The following is a 17,456-nucleotide window of genomic DNA, read 5'->3' on the forward strand; positions in this document are numbered from 1 at the left end:
AGAGGAGGAAACAGATGAAAAACTATTCCGTTTCAAGGATAAAAGTAGTTTTGCTGATATTAATACTATTTACTACTTTTTGTGTTGAGTTAAGCACGTTAAATATGTCTATCAAAACAATGTCAAATTTGTATTGGGGCAATTCTGGTTCAGATGTGTCGAGAGTTCAATCCAGGCTAAAAGATTGGGGATATTACGATGGACCTGTAGATGGATTTTTTGGAGTCAGAACATGGCTGGCTGTGAGAAAATTTCAGGCTAATAATGGGCTCAATGTGACTGGAATTGTGGACGATCAGACGAAAGTAGCATTGGGATTTAATATTAGCAAATACACCTCAATATCAAGTACATACACTCCGGTAACATCTACGACTACAAATGACGATGTATATCTTTTGGCAATGCTTATAAACGGAGAAGCAAGAGGAGAACCTTTTATAGGGAAAGTGGCTGTTGGAGCGGTTGTGATGAACAGAGTAAGGTCACCAATGTTTCCACATACGATTGCAGGCGTGATTTTCCAACCTGGAGCATTTTCTGCGGTTGATGATGGACAAATGTGGCTTCCTCCAACTCAAGACTGCATAAGAGCAGCTCAGGATGCAATAGCAGGATGGGATCCAACAGGTGGAGCACTGTACTACTACAATGCATCGAGAGTACAAAATTACTGGATTTTTAATAGGCCAATAATAACCCAGATTGGCAACCATATATTTGCAAGGTAGGTGATGTAAATGAAGAGAATATCAACAGTCGTGATGCTTCTTTTGCTTTTAGTAGTAGGTGCATGGGGATACAATCAGTACATGCAGAAAGTAACATACCATAGATATTTACAGGCACAGTACGATAGGTCTTTTTATCAGCTTGTAAACAGCATAGAAAATATAGAGACATCAACAGGCAAGTTGATGGTTTCATCTCAGGAAAATACGACAATACCAATTCTAAGCGATGTATGGAGGCAGGCTTTTGAAGCGCAGGAAAACTTAAGCCAGCTTCCAATAAGCCAGCCTGAATTAGACAACACTTCAAAGTTTTTGTCTCAAATCGGCGATTATTCTTACAGCCTTTCAAAAAACGTCGCTGACGGCAAAAAATTGACGGACAAAGATTTAAAGACAATATCAGAGCTACACAACTACGCAGTATATCTTGGCAAAAGTTTGCAGGATTTAAGAAGCAAAATACAAGGAGGATATGATTTAGACAACTTAAATAAAAAAGGCACTCAAAAGATGAGCCAGATAGACAGCAAAATACTGAATGTGAATATGAATACTGTAAATCAACAGATGTCTAACTATCCAACACTAATATACGATGGACCTTTTTCTGAAAGCCAGGCAAAGTTGACACCAAAAGGATTGACTGGCAGCAACGTTTCGTACGATAACGCAGTGTCAATAGCAAAAAGGTTTTTAGGAAAACCAGTATCGTCTGCGATTAAATACAGTCCTAACAATGGAAAGATAGATGCGTATGGAGTAGAATTAAAGCCACCTCAAAACGTTCCTTCTATATATGTGAATGTAAGCAAGAAGGGCGGGCATGTAATATGGCTTATGGATCAAAGGGCAGTTTCTAAAGTGAACATATCAGAGACACAAGCGTTAAATTATGCTATGAAGTTTTTAAAATCACATGGTTTCAGCAATATGGAAAATACTTATTCTATAAAGGCCAATGGAACGGTCCAATTTAATTTTACTCCTGTTCAGGATAACGTAAGAATCTATCCTGACATTGTCAAAGTAAAAATTGCATTGGACAATGGCGACATAGTAGGATTTGATGCCACATCATACTATATGTCACACGTTGATAGGAAAATAGAAAAGCCGAAGCTTACGGAATCTGAAGCGCAAAGCAAGGTCAGCAAGAATTTGAAAATTGAAAGCAGCCGATTGTGCATAATACCATTGGACGGAGGGAAAGAAGTTTTGGCTTATGAATTTAAAGGAACATACAGCGGCGATACATTTTATGTATACATCAACGCGGAAAATGGCGTTGAAGAAAAGATTTTAAAAGTCATAAAGACAAATCAAGGCAATCTGACGATGTAATTTCTTTTAGAATAAAAAAGAGCTTAACAGGAAAAATATAAATGGGCCCAAAAGGAGGAATTGAAAATGAGTAGACGTCGCAATAGCCTCATGTCAGATAACCTGAAAGAGGAATTGGCAAAAGAGTTAGGCGTTTACGACATTGTAAAGACTGAAGGTTGGGGAAGTGTATCATCTCGTGACTGCGGCAATCTTGTAAAACTTGCTATCAAGAAAGCCGAGGAAAGCATGGTACAGAACAATAACTTCTAAGTCTCCTCATTAAAGCCCAGAAAGGCCGGGGAAGATAAATTTCTTCTCTGGCCTTTTAACGTCTATAATGACTTAAAAAATTTTTAGTGCTCAACTAAAATTGTAGACATTTAATAGCAAACGCGATAAAATTATTGTGTAAAAAATGTTTAAAAATAATCAATAATTTTGTAGAGATTTGAGGTGAGTTATATGACAAAGCTGGATCGCCACAACAAGATATTAAAAATCATCAAAGAGAAAGATATTGAGAATCAAGAGGAATTAGTCAATGAATTGCAAAAAGAAGGATTCATTGTGACTCAAGCCACCATATCGAGAGATATAAAGGAACTGAAGTTAGTAAAGATATTAAGCAGCGATGGGAAAAGATACAAATACTCCACCAGGGATGTAAATGAGAATATAACATTGGATAAATTTTTATCGCTTTTATCTAAAGTAATTGTAGATGTAGATTATTCAGGCAATATAATTGCAATTAAAACGTTGTCTGGTGCTGCATCAAGTGCCGCTGAAGCAATTGATGAATTAAACTGGAGTGAAATCGTAGGCACTATTGCAGGAAATAATACTATTTTTGTGCTTGTCGACAAAGATGATAATGTAAAAGAAGTAATCGATAGATTAAAAAAAATAGTCGATACGCAAATGGGGGAAAATATTAAAAAATTAAGTTGATGTTAAAAACAACATAGGAGGCAATATTAGATGAATGTATTCAGAAAGAAGTCGGCAGATCAACTGCTTGAGACTGCTGAGAAGACGAATTTAAACAAAAAACTCACTGCTATTGATTTGGCTGCATTGGCCATTGGTTCTGTCGTTGGAACAGGAGTGTTTGTGTCGACTGGCGAAGGCGCTTTAAAAGCGGGTCCAGCAGTGATTATCTCGTATATAATTGGTGGCGTTACGGCTGTTTTGGCTGCTTTTATATTTGCTGAGTTGGTTACGATGTTTCCGGTGGCTGGCAGCACGTATACTTATTCTTATGTTGCCTTTGGTGAAATAGTCGCTTGGATAATAGGATGGGATTTGCTTTTGGAATATCTTATATCTGCAAGCGCTGTGGCATCAGGATGGTCCGGCACGTTTATCGGATTTTTAAAAACCCTTGGCATAACATTGCCTAAAGTCATAACTACACCTCCAATTTCTGGCGGCATCATGGATTTGCCTGCAATTTTGATTACTGCGTTTGTGACATGGATTTTGTACGTTGGCGTAAGGGAAAGTGCCACTGTAAATAATTTGATAGTTCTTTTAAAAATTGCAGTTATAGGGTTGTTTGTATTTTTAGGGTTTAGCCACATTAAGATGGCCAATTTTACTCCATTTGCACCGTATGGATTTAAAGGGATAATGACTGCAGCAGCTATAATATTTTTTGCATATGTAGGCTTTGATGCTGTTTCTACTGCAGCGGAGGAGACGAAAAATCCCACAAGAGATGTTCCTTTAGGACTTATGGTGGCTGTAGTATTGATTCTTGTCATATACATGGCGGTTGCCATCACATTGGTTGGGATGGTACCTTTCAAGCACATAGATCCAAACAATGCGCTTCCTGGTGCACTTTTAAGTGTTGGAATTAACTGGGGTTCTGCACTGGTTGCTACAGGCGCTATTGTAGGCATGGTTTCGACGCTTTTAGTGACTTTGTATGGTCAGATAAGGATTTTTATGGTGATGGCACGTGATGGCCTTTTGCCAGAGGTTTTTTCAAAGGTTCATCCAAAGTACAAGACTCCTCACATAAATACATTGATTACATGTGTTTTGACTGCTATTATTGCGGGATTTCTTCCATTAGATGAAATAATTGAGCTTACAAACATCGGCACATTGAGCGCTTTTATCATTGTATCGATTGGCATATTGGTGCTAAGAGTAAAGATGCCAAACGCCGAAAGGAAGTTTAAAGTGCCATTTGTGTGGATTGTAGCGCCACTTACGATGATATTTAGCTTATATCTTATCATCAATCTTCCGATGGTGACACTTGCAAGATTTGTCATATGGATGATAGTAGGCTTGATCATTTATTTCGCATACAGCAGATATCACAGCACTTTAAATGTAAGATGAGGAAATCAAAAATTTTTCTGAATGAGAATAACCGGGCTTAAAACCTGGTTATTTTTTTTATAAAAATCTTAAATTAATATTTTATGCAGTGAATGTATAAAAGTTTGTATAGGTTTGTATATTTTGTAACAATTAGCGACATTAAAAGACATTTATGAATAAAAATCAATCAGTATGCAAGTAAAAATTCATATTTTTTTATAAAAATCGGATAAATACATAAATTTCAGAGAATATACGCATATTTAAGAGGTAAACCGTTATTTCTCTCAGAGAAAACCATATCATATAAAATTAAAATATTTTAAGATTATTGCTGTTTTATTGGATGAGCGTTTTAGTTGTATAATTGCGGTGAACAGATGATGATAAACAAATTTAGAAATGGAGGTAGCAATATGGAATCCTGTGTCAGTATCGATTCTTTGAGCATAAACGTCTATTCAGAAATAGGCGTATTAAAAAAAGTTTTACTACACAGACCTGGAAAAGAAATTGAAAATTTAGTTCCAGACTATTTGGGAAGGCTTTTGTTTGATGATATACCATATCTCAAAGTTGCCCAACAAGAACACGATAAATTTTCAGATGTATTGCGAGAAAATGGAGTAGAGGTAGTGTACGTTGAAAATCTGATAGCAGACGTCTTAAACGACGATGATATCAAAAACGAGTTCATTGAAGAATTTTTGAATGAAAGTGGCATAATTTTACCTGTTTTAAAGGATGCACTGAAAGAATACCTTCTTAGCATGGACACAGAAGAAATGATTGACACGATAATTGCTGGAATACGAAAAGATGATGTAAGGCTTAAAAAAGTCAATTCTCTTACAGGCATAATTAAAGATGATTACCCATTTTATCTTGATCCGATGCCAAATCTATACTTTACCAGAGATATCGGCGCTTCAATTGGAAATGGCCTTTCTATAAGCAGAATGAAAACTGAAGCCAGAAGGAGAGAAACACTTTTTATAAAGTACATTCATAAATATCATGATCTTTTTAAGGATGCGAATATTCCTCTTTGGTATGACAGGACAATGCCTTTTTCCATCGAAGGTGGGGATGAGCTTATATTATCAGATGAAGTGATGGCAATAGGATGCAGCGAAAGGACATCGTCGGAAGCAATTGAGATATTAGCTAAAAATTTATTAAATGGCAATACAAGCTTCAAAAAAATATTAGTATTTGAAATTCCAAAAGCACGTTCTTTCATGCACTTGGATACCGTATTTACAATGGTTGATTACGATAAATTTACAATACATTCAGGCATACAAGGAACTTTAAATGTATATGAAATTTCAAGCGGAAGTGATGGTGCCCTTAAATACAGGAATGATACTAATTCACTTGAAAACATTTTAAGCAACGCATTGGGATTGGATTATGTCGAGCTTATAAAATGCGGTGGCGGTGATCCAATAATCTCAGGTAGAGAGCAATGGAATGATGGATCTAATACGCTGGCAATAGCGCCTGGTGTCGTAGTAACATACGAAAGAAATTATGTTTCTAACGAATTGTTGGAGAAAAGAGGTATAAAGGTTCTCAGAATACCAAGTGCAGAGCTTTCAAGGGGTAGAGGTGGCCCAAGATGTATGAGCATGCCTCTTGTTAGAGAAAATTTAAGATAAAAACTAAAAGATTTGAGGAGGAATTATTATGCCAATAAACTTAAAAGGAAGAAGCTTTTTAACACTTAAAGATTTTACAACAGAAGAAATAAGGTATCTGCTGGATCTCTCACACGATCTTAAAGCAAAAAAGAGAAAGGGACTAAAAGATAAACTTCTTGATGGGAAAAATATCGTCCTCTTGTTTGAAAAGACATCTACAAGGACAAGATGTGCGTTTGAAGTGGCTGCATTAGATGAAGGAGCACATGTGACATATTTGGATATGAACAGCTCTCAGATGGGTAAGAAAGAATCGCTGGAAGATACGGCAAAGGTTCTTGGCAGATTCTATGATGGAATCGAGTATAGAGGTTTTGCGCAAAAGGTCGTTGAAGATCTTGCAAAATATTCTGGAGTTCCTGTGTTTAATGGGCTTACAGATGTAGATCATCCTACACAAATACTGGCAGATATGCTTACAATTGAAGAGCATGTAACAAAACCACTTAACAAAGTGAAAATAGTTTTTGTAGGTGATACAAGAAATAACATGTCTTATGCATGGCTTTATGGTTGTGCAAAAATGGGAATGCATTTTGTGGCATACGGACCTAAAGAGCTGTGGCCAGAGAGTTCTGTCCTTGATGAGGTAAATAAAATTGCAGAGGAAACTGGCGCTATACTTGAAGTTACGGATGATATTGAAAAAATTAAAGGTGCTGATGTCATATATACAGATATATGGGCTTCAATGGGCGAAGAAGATAAACTGGCTGACAGAGTAAAACTTCTTACACCTTTTAGAGTTGATATGGATATGTTAAAAGCTACACAGAATCCAGAAGTCATATTCATGCACTGCTTACCATCTTTCCATGATTTTGAGACGACAATGGCTAAGAATGCAAAAGAGAAAATGAATCTGGATATTAGAGAAGTTACTGATGAAGTTTTCAGAAGCAAACATTCAGTTGTTTTTGATGAAGCCGAGAATAGAATGCACACAATTAAAGCAGTGATGGTTGCTACTCTATGATGCATCTTACAATGGGCTAGGTTACAAACCTATCCCATTGTAAAAATAAATGTATAGGAGGGAAATATATGGAAGGTAGTGTTGGGAAGCAAAAAAAGTTGGGGCTGATGCTTTTAATAGCATTGGGCGTGGGTTCGATGATTGGTGGAGGTATATTCAATAGCCCTACTGATCTCATAGGTGTGTCAAATCCGCAATCAGCTCTTATTGCGTGGCTGATTGGCGGCATTGGTGTAGTTTCGTTGGCGCTGGTGTTTCAGATGCTGGCAAATAAAAGACCAAGTTTGACAGGTGGTATTTATTCTTATGCAAGAGCAGGCTTTGGAGAATTTGTAGGATTTAATTCTGCATGGGGTTACTGGTTAAGCGCATGGCTTGGCAACGTGGCATTTTTGGTTTTGCTTTTTAAAACATTTAATAGCTTGCTTGGAAAAGGGCATGAGTTAAAACCAGTAGTTACTTTCATAGTTGCTTCAATTTTGCTTTGGATAATACATTATATCATTACAAGAGGAATTAAAGATGCTGGTGTCGTAAATGCGATTGTAACAGTTGCAAAGCTGCTTCCGTTGATTTTAGTCATCGTATTTGGATTGATAGTTTTTAAGGTTCCAATTTTTAATGTACACAACTGGACCACGACACTTGCATCCGATGGCAGTGCAAGTAGCTTAATAGGACAGATAAAAGGCGCTATGGGAACCATATTGTGGTGCTTCATAGGCGTCGAAGCTGCAACAGTATTGTCTGAAAGAGCTGAATCTCAAAAAATAGTAGGTAAAGCAACAGTTTTAAGCATCTTGATTACACTTTTGATTTACATGCTTATATCCACAATTGCAATGGGCGTTGTGCCTGCAAAGGTTTTAGTAAAAGCCAGCACTCCATTGGCAAATGTGCTTGAAGCCACTATATTAGGAGGCGCTGGTGGAGTTATCGTAAAGCTTGGCCTTATAGTATCACTTTTAGGCGCGACTTTAAGCTGGATACTGTTAGCTGCAGAAATCCCTTACGTAGCGGCAAAGGATGGGGTCATGCCAAAGTGGTTTTCCAGAGAAAATAAAAATGGAGTGCCAATCAATTCACTTATTTTGACTAATGTGTTAACACAAATATTTTTGGTATCATTGCTATCTGATAAATTACAATCTGCATACTATACATTGTATTATATGGCAACTACATTGATACTTGTACCATATCTTTTTTCAGCACTGTTTTCTTTAAAAGTATGCAATGAAGACAAATCTTTAGTCGTTGATACGGTAATTTCTTTGATAGCCACTGTATATTCTTTGTACGTGATTTATGCTGTAGGCATATCCTACTTAGGTCTCGCATTCATTATGTATGCAATAGGTATAATTCCTTACTATATTGCTAAAAGAGAGAGAGGAGAAAAAGTCAGTAAAGCTGAAGTCATATCTATGGCGATAATGGTTTTAATAGCGATTATCATGATTTATGAAGTTGCGACAGGAAAAATAACACCGTAGAGAGGAGAAAGTAACATGGCAAGAATCGTTGTAGCACTTGGAGGAAATGCACTTCAAGAAAATCCAAAAGATACATCTGCAGAAGCACAGCTTAAGACAGCACATAGCACTGCAAAAGCAATTGTAGATCTTATAGAAGATGGACATGAGGTTATCATTTCTCATGGCAATGGACCGCAGGTAGGACAAATTGTATCAACGTATGAAACTGCTAATTCTGTAAATAAAAATATACCTGTTATGCCTTTTCCTGAATGCGGTGCATTCAGTCAAGGTTACATTGGATACCACCTGCAACAGGCGATTAGAGACGAGATGATAAAAAGAGGCATCAATAAGGACGTTGCGTCTGTGGTTACACAGGTGGTGGTTGATAAAGATGATCCAGGTTTTAAAAATCCGACAAAACCTGTAGGTTCATTCTTCACTGAAGAACAGGCTAAAAAATTAATGGAAGAGAAAGGATATGTAATGAAAGAAGATGCTGGCAGAGGGTATAGGAGAGTTGTCGCATCACCAATGCCGAAAAAGATCGTTGAAGAGCAATTGATAAAAACGATTGTCAATGCAGGACATGTGGTTATTGCGGTAGGCGGTGGCGGCGTGCCAGTAATTGAAAATGAAGATGGAAGCTTGAAAGGCGTTCCAGCAGTTATAGATAAGGATCTGGCCTCTGAAAAATTAGCTGAAATTTTAAATGCGGATATTCTCATGATACTTACGGCTGTAGAACAAGTTGCGATAAACTTTAACAAGCCAGACCAAAAGAATTTATCGCTGTTGACGGTAGAGGAAGCCAAAAGATATATAAAAGAAGGACATTTTGCAGAAGGCTCAATGTTGCCTAAGGTCAAAGCGGCAATAATGTTTGCAGAGTCTAAGGCAGGACGAAAATCGATAATAGCATCGTTAAGCAAAGCGAAATTAGCAGTGATGGGCATAAGTGGAACTTCCATAATCTTAAGTCCTGTCGCTGAAAGAAAACTTGCTAATTTAAAAGCTTAAAAGATTTAAAGTGCTGTGGATACTTATAAAGGTGGTTTTTATAATGATGGCTTATAATCAAAAGGCTTTAAGGCAATCTAAGATAATCGAGATAATAAGAGAAAAGGAAATAATAAACCAAAAACAGCTTATAGAGGAGCTTAAGTTAAATAAAATTATAGCCACACAATCGACGATTTCTCAGGACATTAAAGAGCTAAGGTTGATAAAAGTTCCAAGCACTGATATGAAATCATATAAATATGCTTTTAATGAAGACTGCAGTCTTCCTAAAAACAATTTTTTAAAATCAATAGTCGATATTAAATGTAATAGAAATATCATTGTCATAAAGACATTGTCTGGAGCGGCATCTGCCGTAGCCGAGATGATAGATCTATTAAAATGCGATGATATCGTTGGCTCTGTAGCTGGCGACAATACAATTTTTATATTGGTAAGAAAAGCGGGCAGTACAGTTGTTAAAGAGATTTTCAAAAGCGAAATGACAAATTAAAATATTAAGGCGGATTTATCCGCCTTAATATTTTACTATATTGAAAAACTTAAGCTTGAATCCATATTTCTAAAGGGTTAGAATATAATTAATAAATAATACATAATTAATTATATGTATACTATTTGAAAGGAATGAATTCTTTTATGGATAAGCTTAAAGTAGCTGTATTGTTTGGGGGGCAGTCTGGAGAGCATGAAGTATCAAGGGTTTCAGCCACTTCTATAATTAACAATATAGATAGAGAAAAGTACGAAGTTTACATGGTAGGCATAACGAAAAATGGTCAATGGTATTTATACAGCGGTGATGTTGACAAAATCGCCACAGGTGAATGGGAAAAAGAAGCTGTGCCTGCTTTGATAGGGCCTTCCACTATGTACAAGGGGATAATTGCATTTAAAGACGGGAGCTATGAATTTTATCCGATTGATGTGGTTTTTCCGGTTTTGCATGGCCCTAATGGAGAAGATGGAACAGTACAGGGTCTTTTAGAACTTCTTGAGATGCCGTATGTTGGGCCTAATGTGCTTTCATCATCATTGTGCATGGATAAAGTCTTTTCAAAAAGGATATTCTTGGAATCCGGCATACCTACGCCGAAATTTACGGTAGTATACAGAAAGGATTTAAATGATTCAGATAATCACGAAAAGATAAGAAGTGAAATATCAGAAAAGATTGGATATCCTTGCTTTGTAAAACCTGCAAATATGGGTTCAAGTGTAGGGATAACAAAAGTTCACAATGAGGGAGAGCTATTTGATGCCTTGAAAATTGCAGCAAAGTATGATAGAAAGATTATTGTAGAAGAAGGTATTGATGCAAGAGAGATTGAGTGTTCCGTTTTAGGCAATGACAATCCTGAAGCATCTGTTGCTGGTGAGATTGTTCCTGCACATGAATTTTACGATTATGATGCAAAATATTTTGATGAAGCATCAAAACTTTTTATCCCAGCGCCTATACCTGATGCTAAGATGGAGGAGATAAGAGAGTTAGCCATAAAAGCGTATATGGCATTAGACGTGAGAGGAATGGCCAGAGTAGATTTTCTGATGGACAAAAATACAGGGAAAGTTTACTTAAATGAGCTAAATACGATTCCAGGATTTACGCAAATCAGCATGTATCCTAAGCTTTGGGAAGCATCGGGGAAATCATACAGCAAACTGATTGATGAACTGATACAGTTGGCTTTATCTGCCCACAATGAGAAATGTACAAACTGGTAAAGGGGAGTTTGGCTTGAAAAAAGCTTTGATTACGGTTAAAGGCACACAGAAGAATGCGCAAAATGAGACAGATACGATAGAACTTATAACAGAGGGTGAATTTTTGAAAAAAGGTGAATACTACTATATAAAGTACGATGAATCGGAGCTTTCTGGCTTAGACAAGACGACTACTACATTGAAAGTTGGCGAAGATTCAGTAATCTTAATGAGATTTGGAGACAATCAATCAAAGATGATATTTGAAAAGAACACAAGACATGAATCAAACTATGTGACTCCTTACGGCAATATAATGCTTGGTGTAAGATCTGATGAAATCAAAGTAAGTTTGACAGAAAATGGTGGAGAGTTGAAACTCAAATATGCCATTGATTTAGATGAAAGAGTATTAAGCGATAATGAACTACATTTAACGGTGCGGGAGGTTAATTGATTTGGATAATATTGTACAAAAGGTAAAAAATCAGATAACTGAAATGGTGATAAACTCTATAGAGGAAGCAAAAAAGAATGGTCTTTTAAATGTTGAAGAAATTCCATCTGTAGAAATAGAAGAGCCTAAAGAAAAACAATTTGGAGATTTGGCTATAAACACAGCCATGATAATGGCTAAATCTGCAAAGATGCCGCCAAGAAAGATCGCTGAGATAATTAAAGATGGACTTAAGCTTGAAGGGACTTTGATTGAAAAAGTAGAAATAGCCGGTCCTGGATTTATGAACTTCTACCTAAATGATGATTATAAAGTCGAAGCATTGTTGCTTATTAAAAAGAAGGGCATAGATTACGGCAGAGTGAATATTGGAAATGGTAAAAGAGTGCAAGTAGAATTTGTATCAGCAAATCCAACTGGACCTATGCACATGGGAAATGCCAGAGGTGGTGCATTAGGCGATGCCTTGTCGTCTATATTGGACTATGCAGGATACGACGTTACGAGAGAGTTTTACATAAACGATGCTGGCAATCAGATAGAAAAATTTGGCATATCATTGGAAGCACGCTATTTGCAATTATTGGGTGAAGATGCAGAAGTACCTGAGGGCGGTTATCACGGTGACGATATAATTGAAAGGGCAAAAGAATTTTTAGAATTATACGGTGATAAGTATAAGGATGCAGATCCTGAAGAAAGGAGAAAGGCATTAATACAGTATGGCCTTAAAAAGAACATAGATAAACTTAAAGAGGACCTTGAAGCATACGGAATAAAATATGACGTATGGTTTTCTGAAAACACACTGCATGAAAGCGGTGAGGTAGAATCAGTCATAAACGAACTTAAGGAAAAAGGTTATACGTATGAAAAAGACGGTGCTCTTTGGTTTAAAGAGACGCTTTTTGGAGCTGAAAAAGACGACGTATTAGTAAGGGCTAATGGTTTTCCCACATATTTAGCATCTGATATAGCGTACCACAAGAATAAATTTGTAACGCGTGGCTTTGATTGGGTCATTGATATATGGGGTGCCGATCATCATGGACATGTAGCACCGATGAAAGGTGCTATGAAAGCACTGGGCATTGACCCTGATAAGCTTGATGTGCTTTTGATGCAGCTTGTAAGGCTTATGAAGGGCAAAGAAGTAGTGAGGATGTCCAAAAGGACAGGCAAAATGGTGACGCTGAGAGATTTGATAGATGAAGTTGGCAAAGATGCTGCAAGATTTTTCTTTAACATGCGTTCAGCCGACAGTGCTGTTGACTTTGATATGGACTTAGCTAAAGAGCAGTCAAATGAAAATCCAGTTTTTTACGTTCAATACGCCCATGCCAGAATATGTTCTATATTAAGGCAATTAAAAGAAGATGGCATTGATACAGATAATTTAAAAGAAGTCAACTTAAAATTGTTGAGTGAAGATACAGAGATTAGTTTGATTAAAAAACTGGCATATCTGCCTGAGGAAATTACAATAGCAGCAAATACCATGGCTCCTCACAGAATCACGCGGTATATACTCGACGTAGCATCACTGTTTCACACTTTTTACAATAGCTGCAGGGTGAGAGGTGTTGATGAAGAACTGATGAAAGCAAGGATAGTTTTAATCGATGCTACAAGAATTGTAATAAAGAATGTGCTTGACATGCTGAAGATAACGGCACCAGAGAAAATGTAAAGGCGGATTATCCGCCTAATATTTTTATGGAGGAGTATTTATGAAAGGCGTAGAATTTATTTTAGAACTTTTATATGTCGTTCTTATTGGCGGTGGACTATTATTAGGTTTTCAAGTGAATCATTTATTCTTTATAATGCCTTTTGTAGGCATTGCCATCATGATAATTGTGAATAGAGTCCAGCAAAATAAGATTAGGAAAAAGATAAAAGAAGAAATAGAAAAAAACTGGGGAATTGAAAGAGAAGAAAAACGAAACTTTGAATCAATACGAAGGCTTTGGGATGAAATAAAAAAGGATGAAATTCATAAAATGGATGTAGATGATATCACTTGGAATGATCTTGATATGGATTTTATCTTTGGAAAACTTGATCATACAATGTCAATTGCAGGACAACAATGTTTATATTCGCTTTTGAAATCTCCTTTGCTTGATGATGGAGAATTAAAAAAGCGGGATGCTGTAATTGAAGGATTTATGGAAAATAAAGATTATGCCATGTCTGTGCAGTGCCGATTGCATAGGATTGGCAAAAAATACGAAGTGGATATTTTGAACTATCTAATGCAAGGAATAAAAATAAATCAAAATCCGATTTCCACATATTATATTTTACAAATGTTATCTATATTAGTTGTTTTGTCTCCAATCATTATTGCTTTTACACATGCGTTTGGGATACTTTTGATAATTGGACTTGTTATGATAAATGGAATGATTTATACAAATACTAAAAACAAACTGTTGGAAGGTATAATCGTCTTTGAATATATGTCAAAAATTTTAAAATCTGCAAATGAGATAATAAAGATGGGGGATAAAGGACAGATTTATGATTTATCCACATTGAAATCTGCTTTTATTAAGGTAAAGAAGATCTATAATAATATAAAATGGATAGAAAATTTTGAAAGAGCTTCATCAGGTGGTGATCCTACAGGAATTTTTACATTTATAAATGTTTTGTTTCTTGTAGAAGTAAAAAGTTTCTATAGATCGATCAATTTGATTAACAAATATAAAGATGATTTGCTTACTGTATATGTTGAACTTGGAAAGTTGGATGCGTATATAGCTTTGGCTTCATACAAAAGTAGTTTGAAGTATTATGCAAAACCCGTATTAGATAAAGATCTGGCATATCATTTTAAAGCAGTCGATATATACCATCCATTGTTGAGAGATCCCGTACCTAATTCATTAGAGGTTGCAGGCAGAGGTGTATTGTTGACAGGTTCAAATGCGTCGGGCAAATCGACATTTTTAAAGACAGTAGGTATAAATGCCATATTTGCTCAGACATTTTATACTGTCCTTGCAAAAGATTATTCATCAAGTTTTTTTAATGTAATGACATCTATTGGGACATTGGACAATATAATTGGCGGTGATAGCTATTTTATGATTGAAGCAAAATCTTTAAAAAGGATAATTGATGTTACAGGGGGAGAAGTGCCAGTCTTATGCATACTGGATGAAATCTTTAGAGGAACTAATACGGCAGAAAGAGTAAGTGCAGCTTGCGAAGTCCTCAAATATCTTGCATGCAAAAATTGCTTTGTTGTAGCTGCGACTCATGACATGGAGCTAACAAATCTTGTAAAAGATATGTACGATAATTACCATTTTGAAGAAGAAGTAGATGATAATGATGTGCGATTTAATTATCTTTTACAAAAAGGGCCATCAAAAAGCAGAAACGCTATAAAGATATTGAGGTTATTAGGCTATCCAGATGAGATTTATGATAAAGCTATGAATCGTGCCAATGATGTTAATATAGGATAGGATAATGTGTTATAATATGGCATAGGAGGTGTTAATGTGAAAATAAGGTATTTTGGACATTCCTGCTTTAAAATAGTGTCAGAAAATGGCATAAGCGTAGTGACAGATCCGTTTGATAAGACTGTAGGATACCCGCTGCCTGAAACAGAAGCCGATATTGTGACATCATCCCATTCTCATTTTGACCACAATTACTTTAAAGCCGTAAAAGGAGATTATAAGATCGTAAATACTCCTGGTGAGCACGATGTGAAAGGTGTTCATATAAAAGGAGTAAGCGTGTTTCACGATGACGAGCATGGGGCTAAAAGGGGCAAAAACATTATATTCGTGATCGAAGTTGATGGCATAAAGGTGTGCCATGCAGGAGATCTTGGACATATACTTACAGACGATATGATAAAAGACATAGGAGATATAGATGTATTGATGGTGCCGATTGGCGGGTATTACACGATTGATGACAGGCAAGCGGTAAAAGTAGTTGAACAGCTTAAGCCAAAGTTGACCATTGCGATGCACTATAGGACAAGCAACGTTGATTTTCCAATTGAAACAGAGGATAATTTCTTGAAGATGACAGGCGGACAAAAGATTCAATCCAATGAAATCGAAATTGACAAAAATTATTTAGAAGGCAGAAAAGAAGTAATCGCTTTGAATTATAAAAATTCCTAAATTTACCACATGCTTTTAAGTATATTATGTCGTAATCGGGACAATATAATATCGTAAGGTTCGCAATGGTTGAGCCAAGATCATCTAAGGACGAAAGTTCTTAGATGATCGGCCAAAGATTGATATTGGATCTAATGGCCCAATATCAGTCGGCGGGCAGACTGTAATATGTCTTGTAAGGCTTTATATTAGTCATAGAGATTAATATAAGGTTAAAAGAGATGTATTATAGTCGAGCTAAGATCATTATAAGTTCCGCAGGCCAGATGTATAGCTTAATGTTGTACTTAGGCTGGAGGTCTAATATAGTCGAAAGATTATATTAGGTTTCTAAGGTATTTATAATGGTCGAGCAAAGGTCTATATAGGTTTTGAGATGCTTGTATTAAGTCATAAGGTTTGATTTAATACAGGTGTGCAAAGATTTATATAGGCTGAAGCGAAGATCATTGCGAGCCTTTTTATATATAATCATGGAGACGGTTATCGCCGTCTCTTTTTTTGTGACAAAAGTCATATACAAGTAGTGACTTTTTGTACTTAATAAAGATCAATTTTTGTTATATGATTTAAACGTAAGATTCAAATAAAGGAGAATGTTTATGAAAGCTGTGAAATTTGAAAGATTGACCAAAAGATTTGGGGACTTAGTGGCACTTGACAATGTAAATCTTGAAATTGAAGAAGGAGAGATTTACGGCTTTTTAGGTCCAAATGGTGCCGGTAAAAGTACAGCTATAAATATAATATGCGGGCTTTTGAAGATGGACAGCGGAAAAGTCTATGTGATGGAGAGGGACATAAAAAGAGAGCCTGATTTCGCTAAAATGAATATTGGCGTTGTGCCACAGGATATTGCTATCTATGGAGAACTGTCCGCATACGAAAATGTAAGCTTTTTTGCAAGTCTTTACGGACTTAAAGGCAGGGAACTTAAAGAAAGTGTTGACATGGCGTTGGAATTCGTAGGTCTACAAGACAAAGCAAATTGGCTGGCAAATAAATTTTCGGGAGGAATGAAAAGGCGACTTAATATAGCATGTGCGATAGCGCATAAGCCGAAGATAATAATATTGGATGAACCTACAGTCGGCATAGATCCTCAATCAAGAAATCATATTTTAGAATCTGTGAAAAAGCTAAATGAGATGGGAAGCACTGTAATATACACAAGCCATTACATGGAGGAAGTTGAAGCCATATGCACGAAAATCTCCATAATCGATCATGGAAAGATAATTGCCGAGGGCACTAAAGAAGAACTTAAATCAATCATTACAGATACGAATACGGTTATGATAACTGTCACTTCAGTGGCGAATATAGATGAAAACAAACTTAAAGCTATTAACGGAGTAAAAAGCATTGATATAGATGAAAATACGGTAAAAATTGTAAGCTATAGGGATGTCAGCAATCTTGACAAGATAATTCACTACTTTACGTCTGATGGCATAGCTATCAAAAACATTGAGACGCAGACGCCTGATTTAGAAACGGTGTTTCTGACGCTTACAGGTAGAAAATTAAGAGATTAAGGTGGATTGAT

The 17,456-nt window shown here is 36.3% G+C and carries 16 protein-coding genes; all 16 read left to right on the plus strand.

The genetic code is table 11. From position 1 onward, the window contains the following. The first annotated feature begins 14 nt into the window (after positions 1 to 14). The 16 genes from sleB (at position 15) to JJQ93_RS11070 (ending at position 17,445) form a co-directional block, all read left to right on the plus strand. Positions 15 to 731, plus strand: a complete 717-nt coding sequence (gene sleB, locus JJQ93_RS10995) for a spore cortex-lytic enzyme (RefSeq protein WP_274893792.1) — start codon at positions 15 to 17, stop codon at positions 729 to 731. Between the two features lie 9 nt (positions 732 to 740). After that, on the plus strand, positions 741 to 2,075 hold the full coding sequence (gene ypeB, locus JJQ93_RS11000; protein WP_274893793.1) for a germination protein YpeB: 1,335 nt from the start codon (positions 741 to 743) through the stop codon (positions 2,073 to 2,075). 66 nt (positions 2,076 to 2,141) lie between these two features. Further along, positions 2,142 to 2,327 carry a small, acid-soluble spore protein, alpha/beta type gene (locus JJQ93_RS11005; RefSeq protein ID WP_013786991.1) on the plus strand — a complete coding sequence of 62 codons (186 nt, stop codon included), beginning with the start codon at positions 2,142 to 2,144 and terminating at the stop codon, positions 2,325 to 2,327. Positions 2,328 to 2,519: 192 nt separating this feature from the next. Beyond that, a complete protein-coding gene (locus tag JJQ93_RS11010; protein WP_085112454.1) occupies positions 2,520 to 3,008 on the plus strand; it encodes an arginine repressor in 489 nt (162 codons plus the stop codon). Between the two features lie 30 nt (positions 3,009 to 3,038). Further along, a complete protein-coding gene (locus JJQ93_RS11015) occupies positions 3,039 to 4,415 on the plus strand; it encodes an amino acid permease (RefSeq protein ID WP_274893794.1) in 1,377 nt (458 codons plus the stop codon). A gap of 398 nt (positions 4,416 to 4,813) precedes the next feature. Next, positions 4,814 to 6,061, plus strand: coding sequence for an arginine deiminase (gene arcA / locus JJQ93_RS11020; protein WP_274893795.1), 1,248 nt, complete (start codon positions 4,814 to 4,816; stop codon positions 6,059 to 6,061). A gap of 28 nt (positions 6,062 to 6,089) precedes the next feature. Continuing rightward, positions 6,090 to 7,079 (plus strand): ornithine carbamoyltransferase, encoded by a 990-nt coding sequence (argF, locus tag JJQ93_RS11025; RefSeq protein WP_274893796.1) that lies wholly within the window; start codon positions 6,090 to 6,092, stop codon positions 7,077 to 7,079. A 68-nt stretch (positions 7,080 to 7,147) separates the two neighbouring features. Continuing rightward, positions 7,148 to 8,575, plus strand: coding sequence for a basic amino acid/polyamine antiporter (locus tag JJQ93_RS11030; RefSeq protein WP_274893798.1), 1,428 nt, complete (start codon positions 7,148 to 7,150; stop codon positions 8,573 to 8,575). A gap of 15 nt (positions 8,576 to 8,590) precedes the next feature. Then, entirely contained in the window at positions 8,591 to 9,580 is a 990-nt protein-coding gene (arcC, locus tag JJQ93_RS11035) for a carbamate kinase (RefSeq protein WP_274893799.1), read from the plus strand. 43 nt (positions 9,581 to 9,623) lie between these two features. After that, positions 9,624 to 10,076 (plus strand): arginine repressor, encoded by a 453-nt coding sequence (locus tag JJQ93_RS11040; protein ID WP_274893800.1) that lies wholly within the window; start codon positions 9,624 to 9,626, stop codon positions 10,074 to 10,076. A gap of 146 nt (positions 10,077 to 10,222) precedes the next feature. Continuing rightward, positions 10,223 to 11,311, plus strand: a complete 1,089-nt coding sequence (locus JJQ93_RS11045; protein WP_274893801.1) for a D-alanine--D-alanine ligase family protein — start codon at positions 10,223 to 10,225, stop codon at positions 11,309 to 11,311. A gap of 13 nt (positions 11,312 to 11,324) precedes the next feature. After that, complete coding sequence (locus JJQ93_RS11050) at positions 11,325 to 11,747, plus strand: YwiB family protein (protein ID WP_274893802.1); 423 nt, start codon at positions 11,325 to 11,327, stop codon at positions 11,745 to 11,747. Position 11,748: 1 nt separating this feature from the next. Then, the gene (argS, locus tag JJQ93_RS11055; protein WP_274893803.1) at positions 11,749 to 13,437 is read left to right on the plus strand and encodes an arginine--tRNA ligase; all 1,689 of its coding nucleotides are present in this window, start codon (positions 11,749 to 11,751) and stop codon (positions 13,435 to 13,437) included. Positions 13,438 to 13,477: 40 nt separating this feature from the next. Next, positions 13,478 to 15,229 carry a MutS-related protein gene (locus tag JJQ93_RS11060; RefSeq protein ID WP_274893804.1) on the plus strand — a complete coding sequence of 584 codons (1,752 nt, stop codon included), beginning with the start codon at positions 13,478 to 13,480 and terminating at the stop codon, positions 15,227 to 15,229. Between the two features lie 36 nt (positions 15,230 to 15,265). After that, entirely contained in the window at positions 15,266 to 15,907 is a 642-nt protein-coding gene (locus tag JJQ93_RS11065) for an MBL fold metallo-hydrolase (RefSeq protein ID WP_274893805.1), read from the plus strand. A 602-nt stretch (positions 15,908 to 16,509) separates the two neighbouring features. Next, positions 16,510 to 17,445, plus strand: coding sequence for an ABC transporter ATP-binding protein (locus JJQ93_RS11070; RefSeq protein WP_274893806.1), 936 nt, complete (start codon positions 16,510 to 16,512; stop codon positions 17,443 to 17,445). Positions 17,446 to 17,456: the final 11 nt, after the last annotated feature.

Origin of the sequence: Thermoanaerobacterium sp. R66, from assembly GCF_028895185.1 — a bacterium.
GTDB lineage: Bacteria > Bacillota > Thermoanaerobacteria > Thermoanaerobacterales > Thermoanaerobacteraceae > Thermoanaerobacterium.

What these genes read in the sequence shown, in the direction of transcription:
- sleB (WP_274893792.1), top strand. Translation starts at nt 15, where the DNA reads ATGAAAAACTATTCCGTTTCAAGGATAAAAGTAGTTTTGCTGATATTA.
- ypeB (WP_274893793.1), top strand. Translation starts at nt 741, where the DNA reads ATGAAGAGAATATCAACAGTCGTGATGCTTCTTTTGCTTTTAGTAGTA.
- JJQ93_RS11005 (WP_013786991.1), top strand. Translation starts at nt 2,142, where the DNA reads ATGAGTAGACGTCGCAATAGCCTCATGTCAGATAACCTGAAAGAGGAA.
- JJQ93_RS11010 (WP_085112454.1), top strand. Translation starts at nt 2,520, where the DNA reads ATGACAAAGCTGGATCGCCACAACAAGATATTAAAAATCATCAAAGAG.
- JJQ93_RS11015 (WP_274893794.1), top strand. Translation starts at nt 3,039, where the DNA reads ATGAATGTATTCAGAAAGAAGTCGGCAGATCAACTGCTTGAGACTGCT.
- arcA (WP_274893795.1), top strand. Translation starts at nt 4,814, where the DNA reads ATGGAATCCTGTGTCAGTATCGATTCTTTGAGCATAAACGTCTATTCA.
- argF (WP_274893796.1), top strand. Translation starts at nt 6,090, where the DNA reads ATGCCAATAAACTTAAAAGGAAGAAGCTTTTTAACACTTAAAGATTTT.
- JJQ93_RS11030 (WP_274893798.1), top strand. Translation starts at nt 7,148, where the DNA reads ATGGAAGGTAGTGTTGGGAAGCAAAAAAAGTTGGGGCTGATGCTTTTA.
- arcC (WP_274893799.1), top strand. Translation starts at nt 8,591, where the DNA reads ATGGCAAGAATCGTTGTAGCACTTGGAGGAAATGCACTTCAAGAAAAT.
- JJQ93_RS11040 (WP_274893800.1), top strand. Translation starts at nt 9,624, where the DNA reads ATGATGGCTTATAATCAAAAGGCTTTAAGGCAATCTAAGATAATCGAG.
- JJQ93_RS11045 (WP_274893801.1), top strand. Translation starts at nt 10,223, where the DNA reads ATGGATAAGCTTAAAGTAGCTGTATTGTTTGGGGGGCAGTCTGGAGAG.
- JJQ93_RS11060 (WP_274893804.1), top strand. Translation starts at nt 13,478, where the DNA reads ATGAAAGGCGTAGAATTTATTTTAGAACTTTTATATGTCGTTCTTATT.
- JJQ93_RS11070 (WP_274893806.1), top strand. Translation starts at nt 16,510, where the DNA reads ATGAAAGCTGTGAAATTTGAAAGATTGACCAAAAGATTTGGGGACTTA.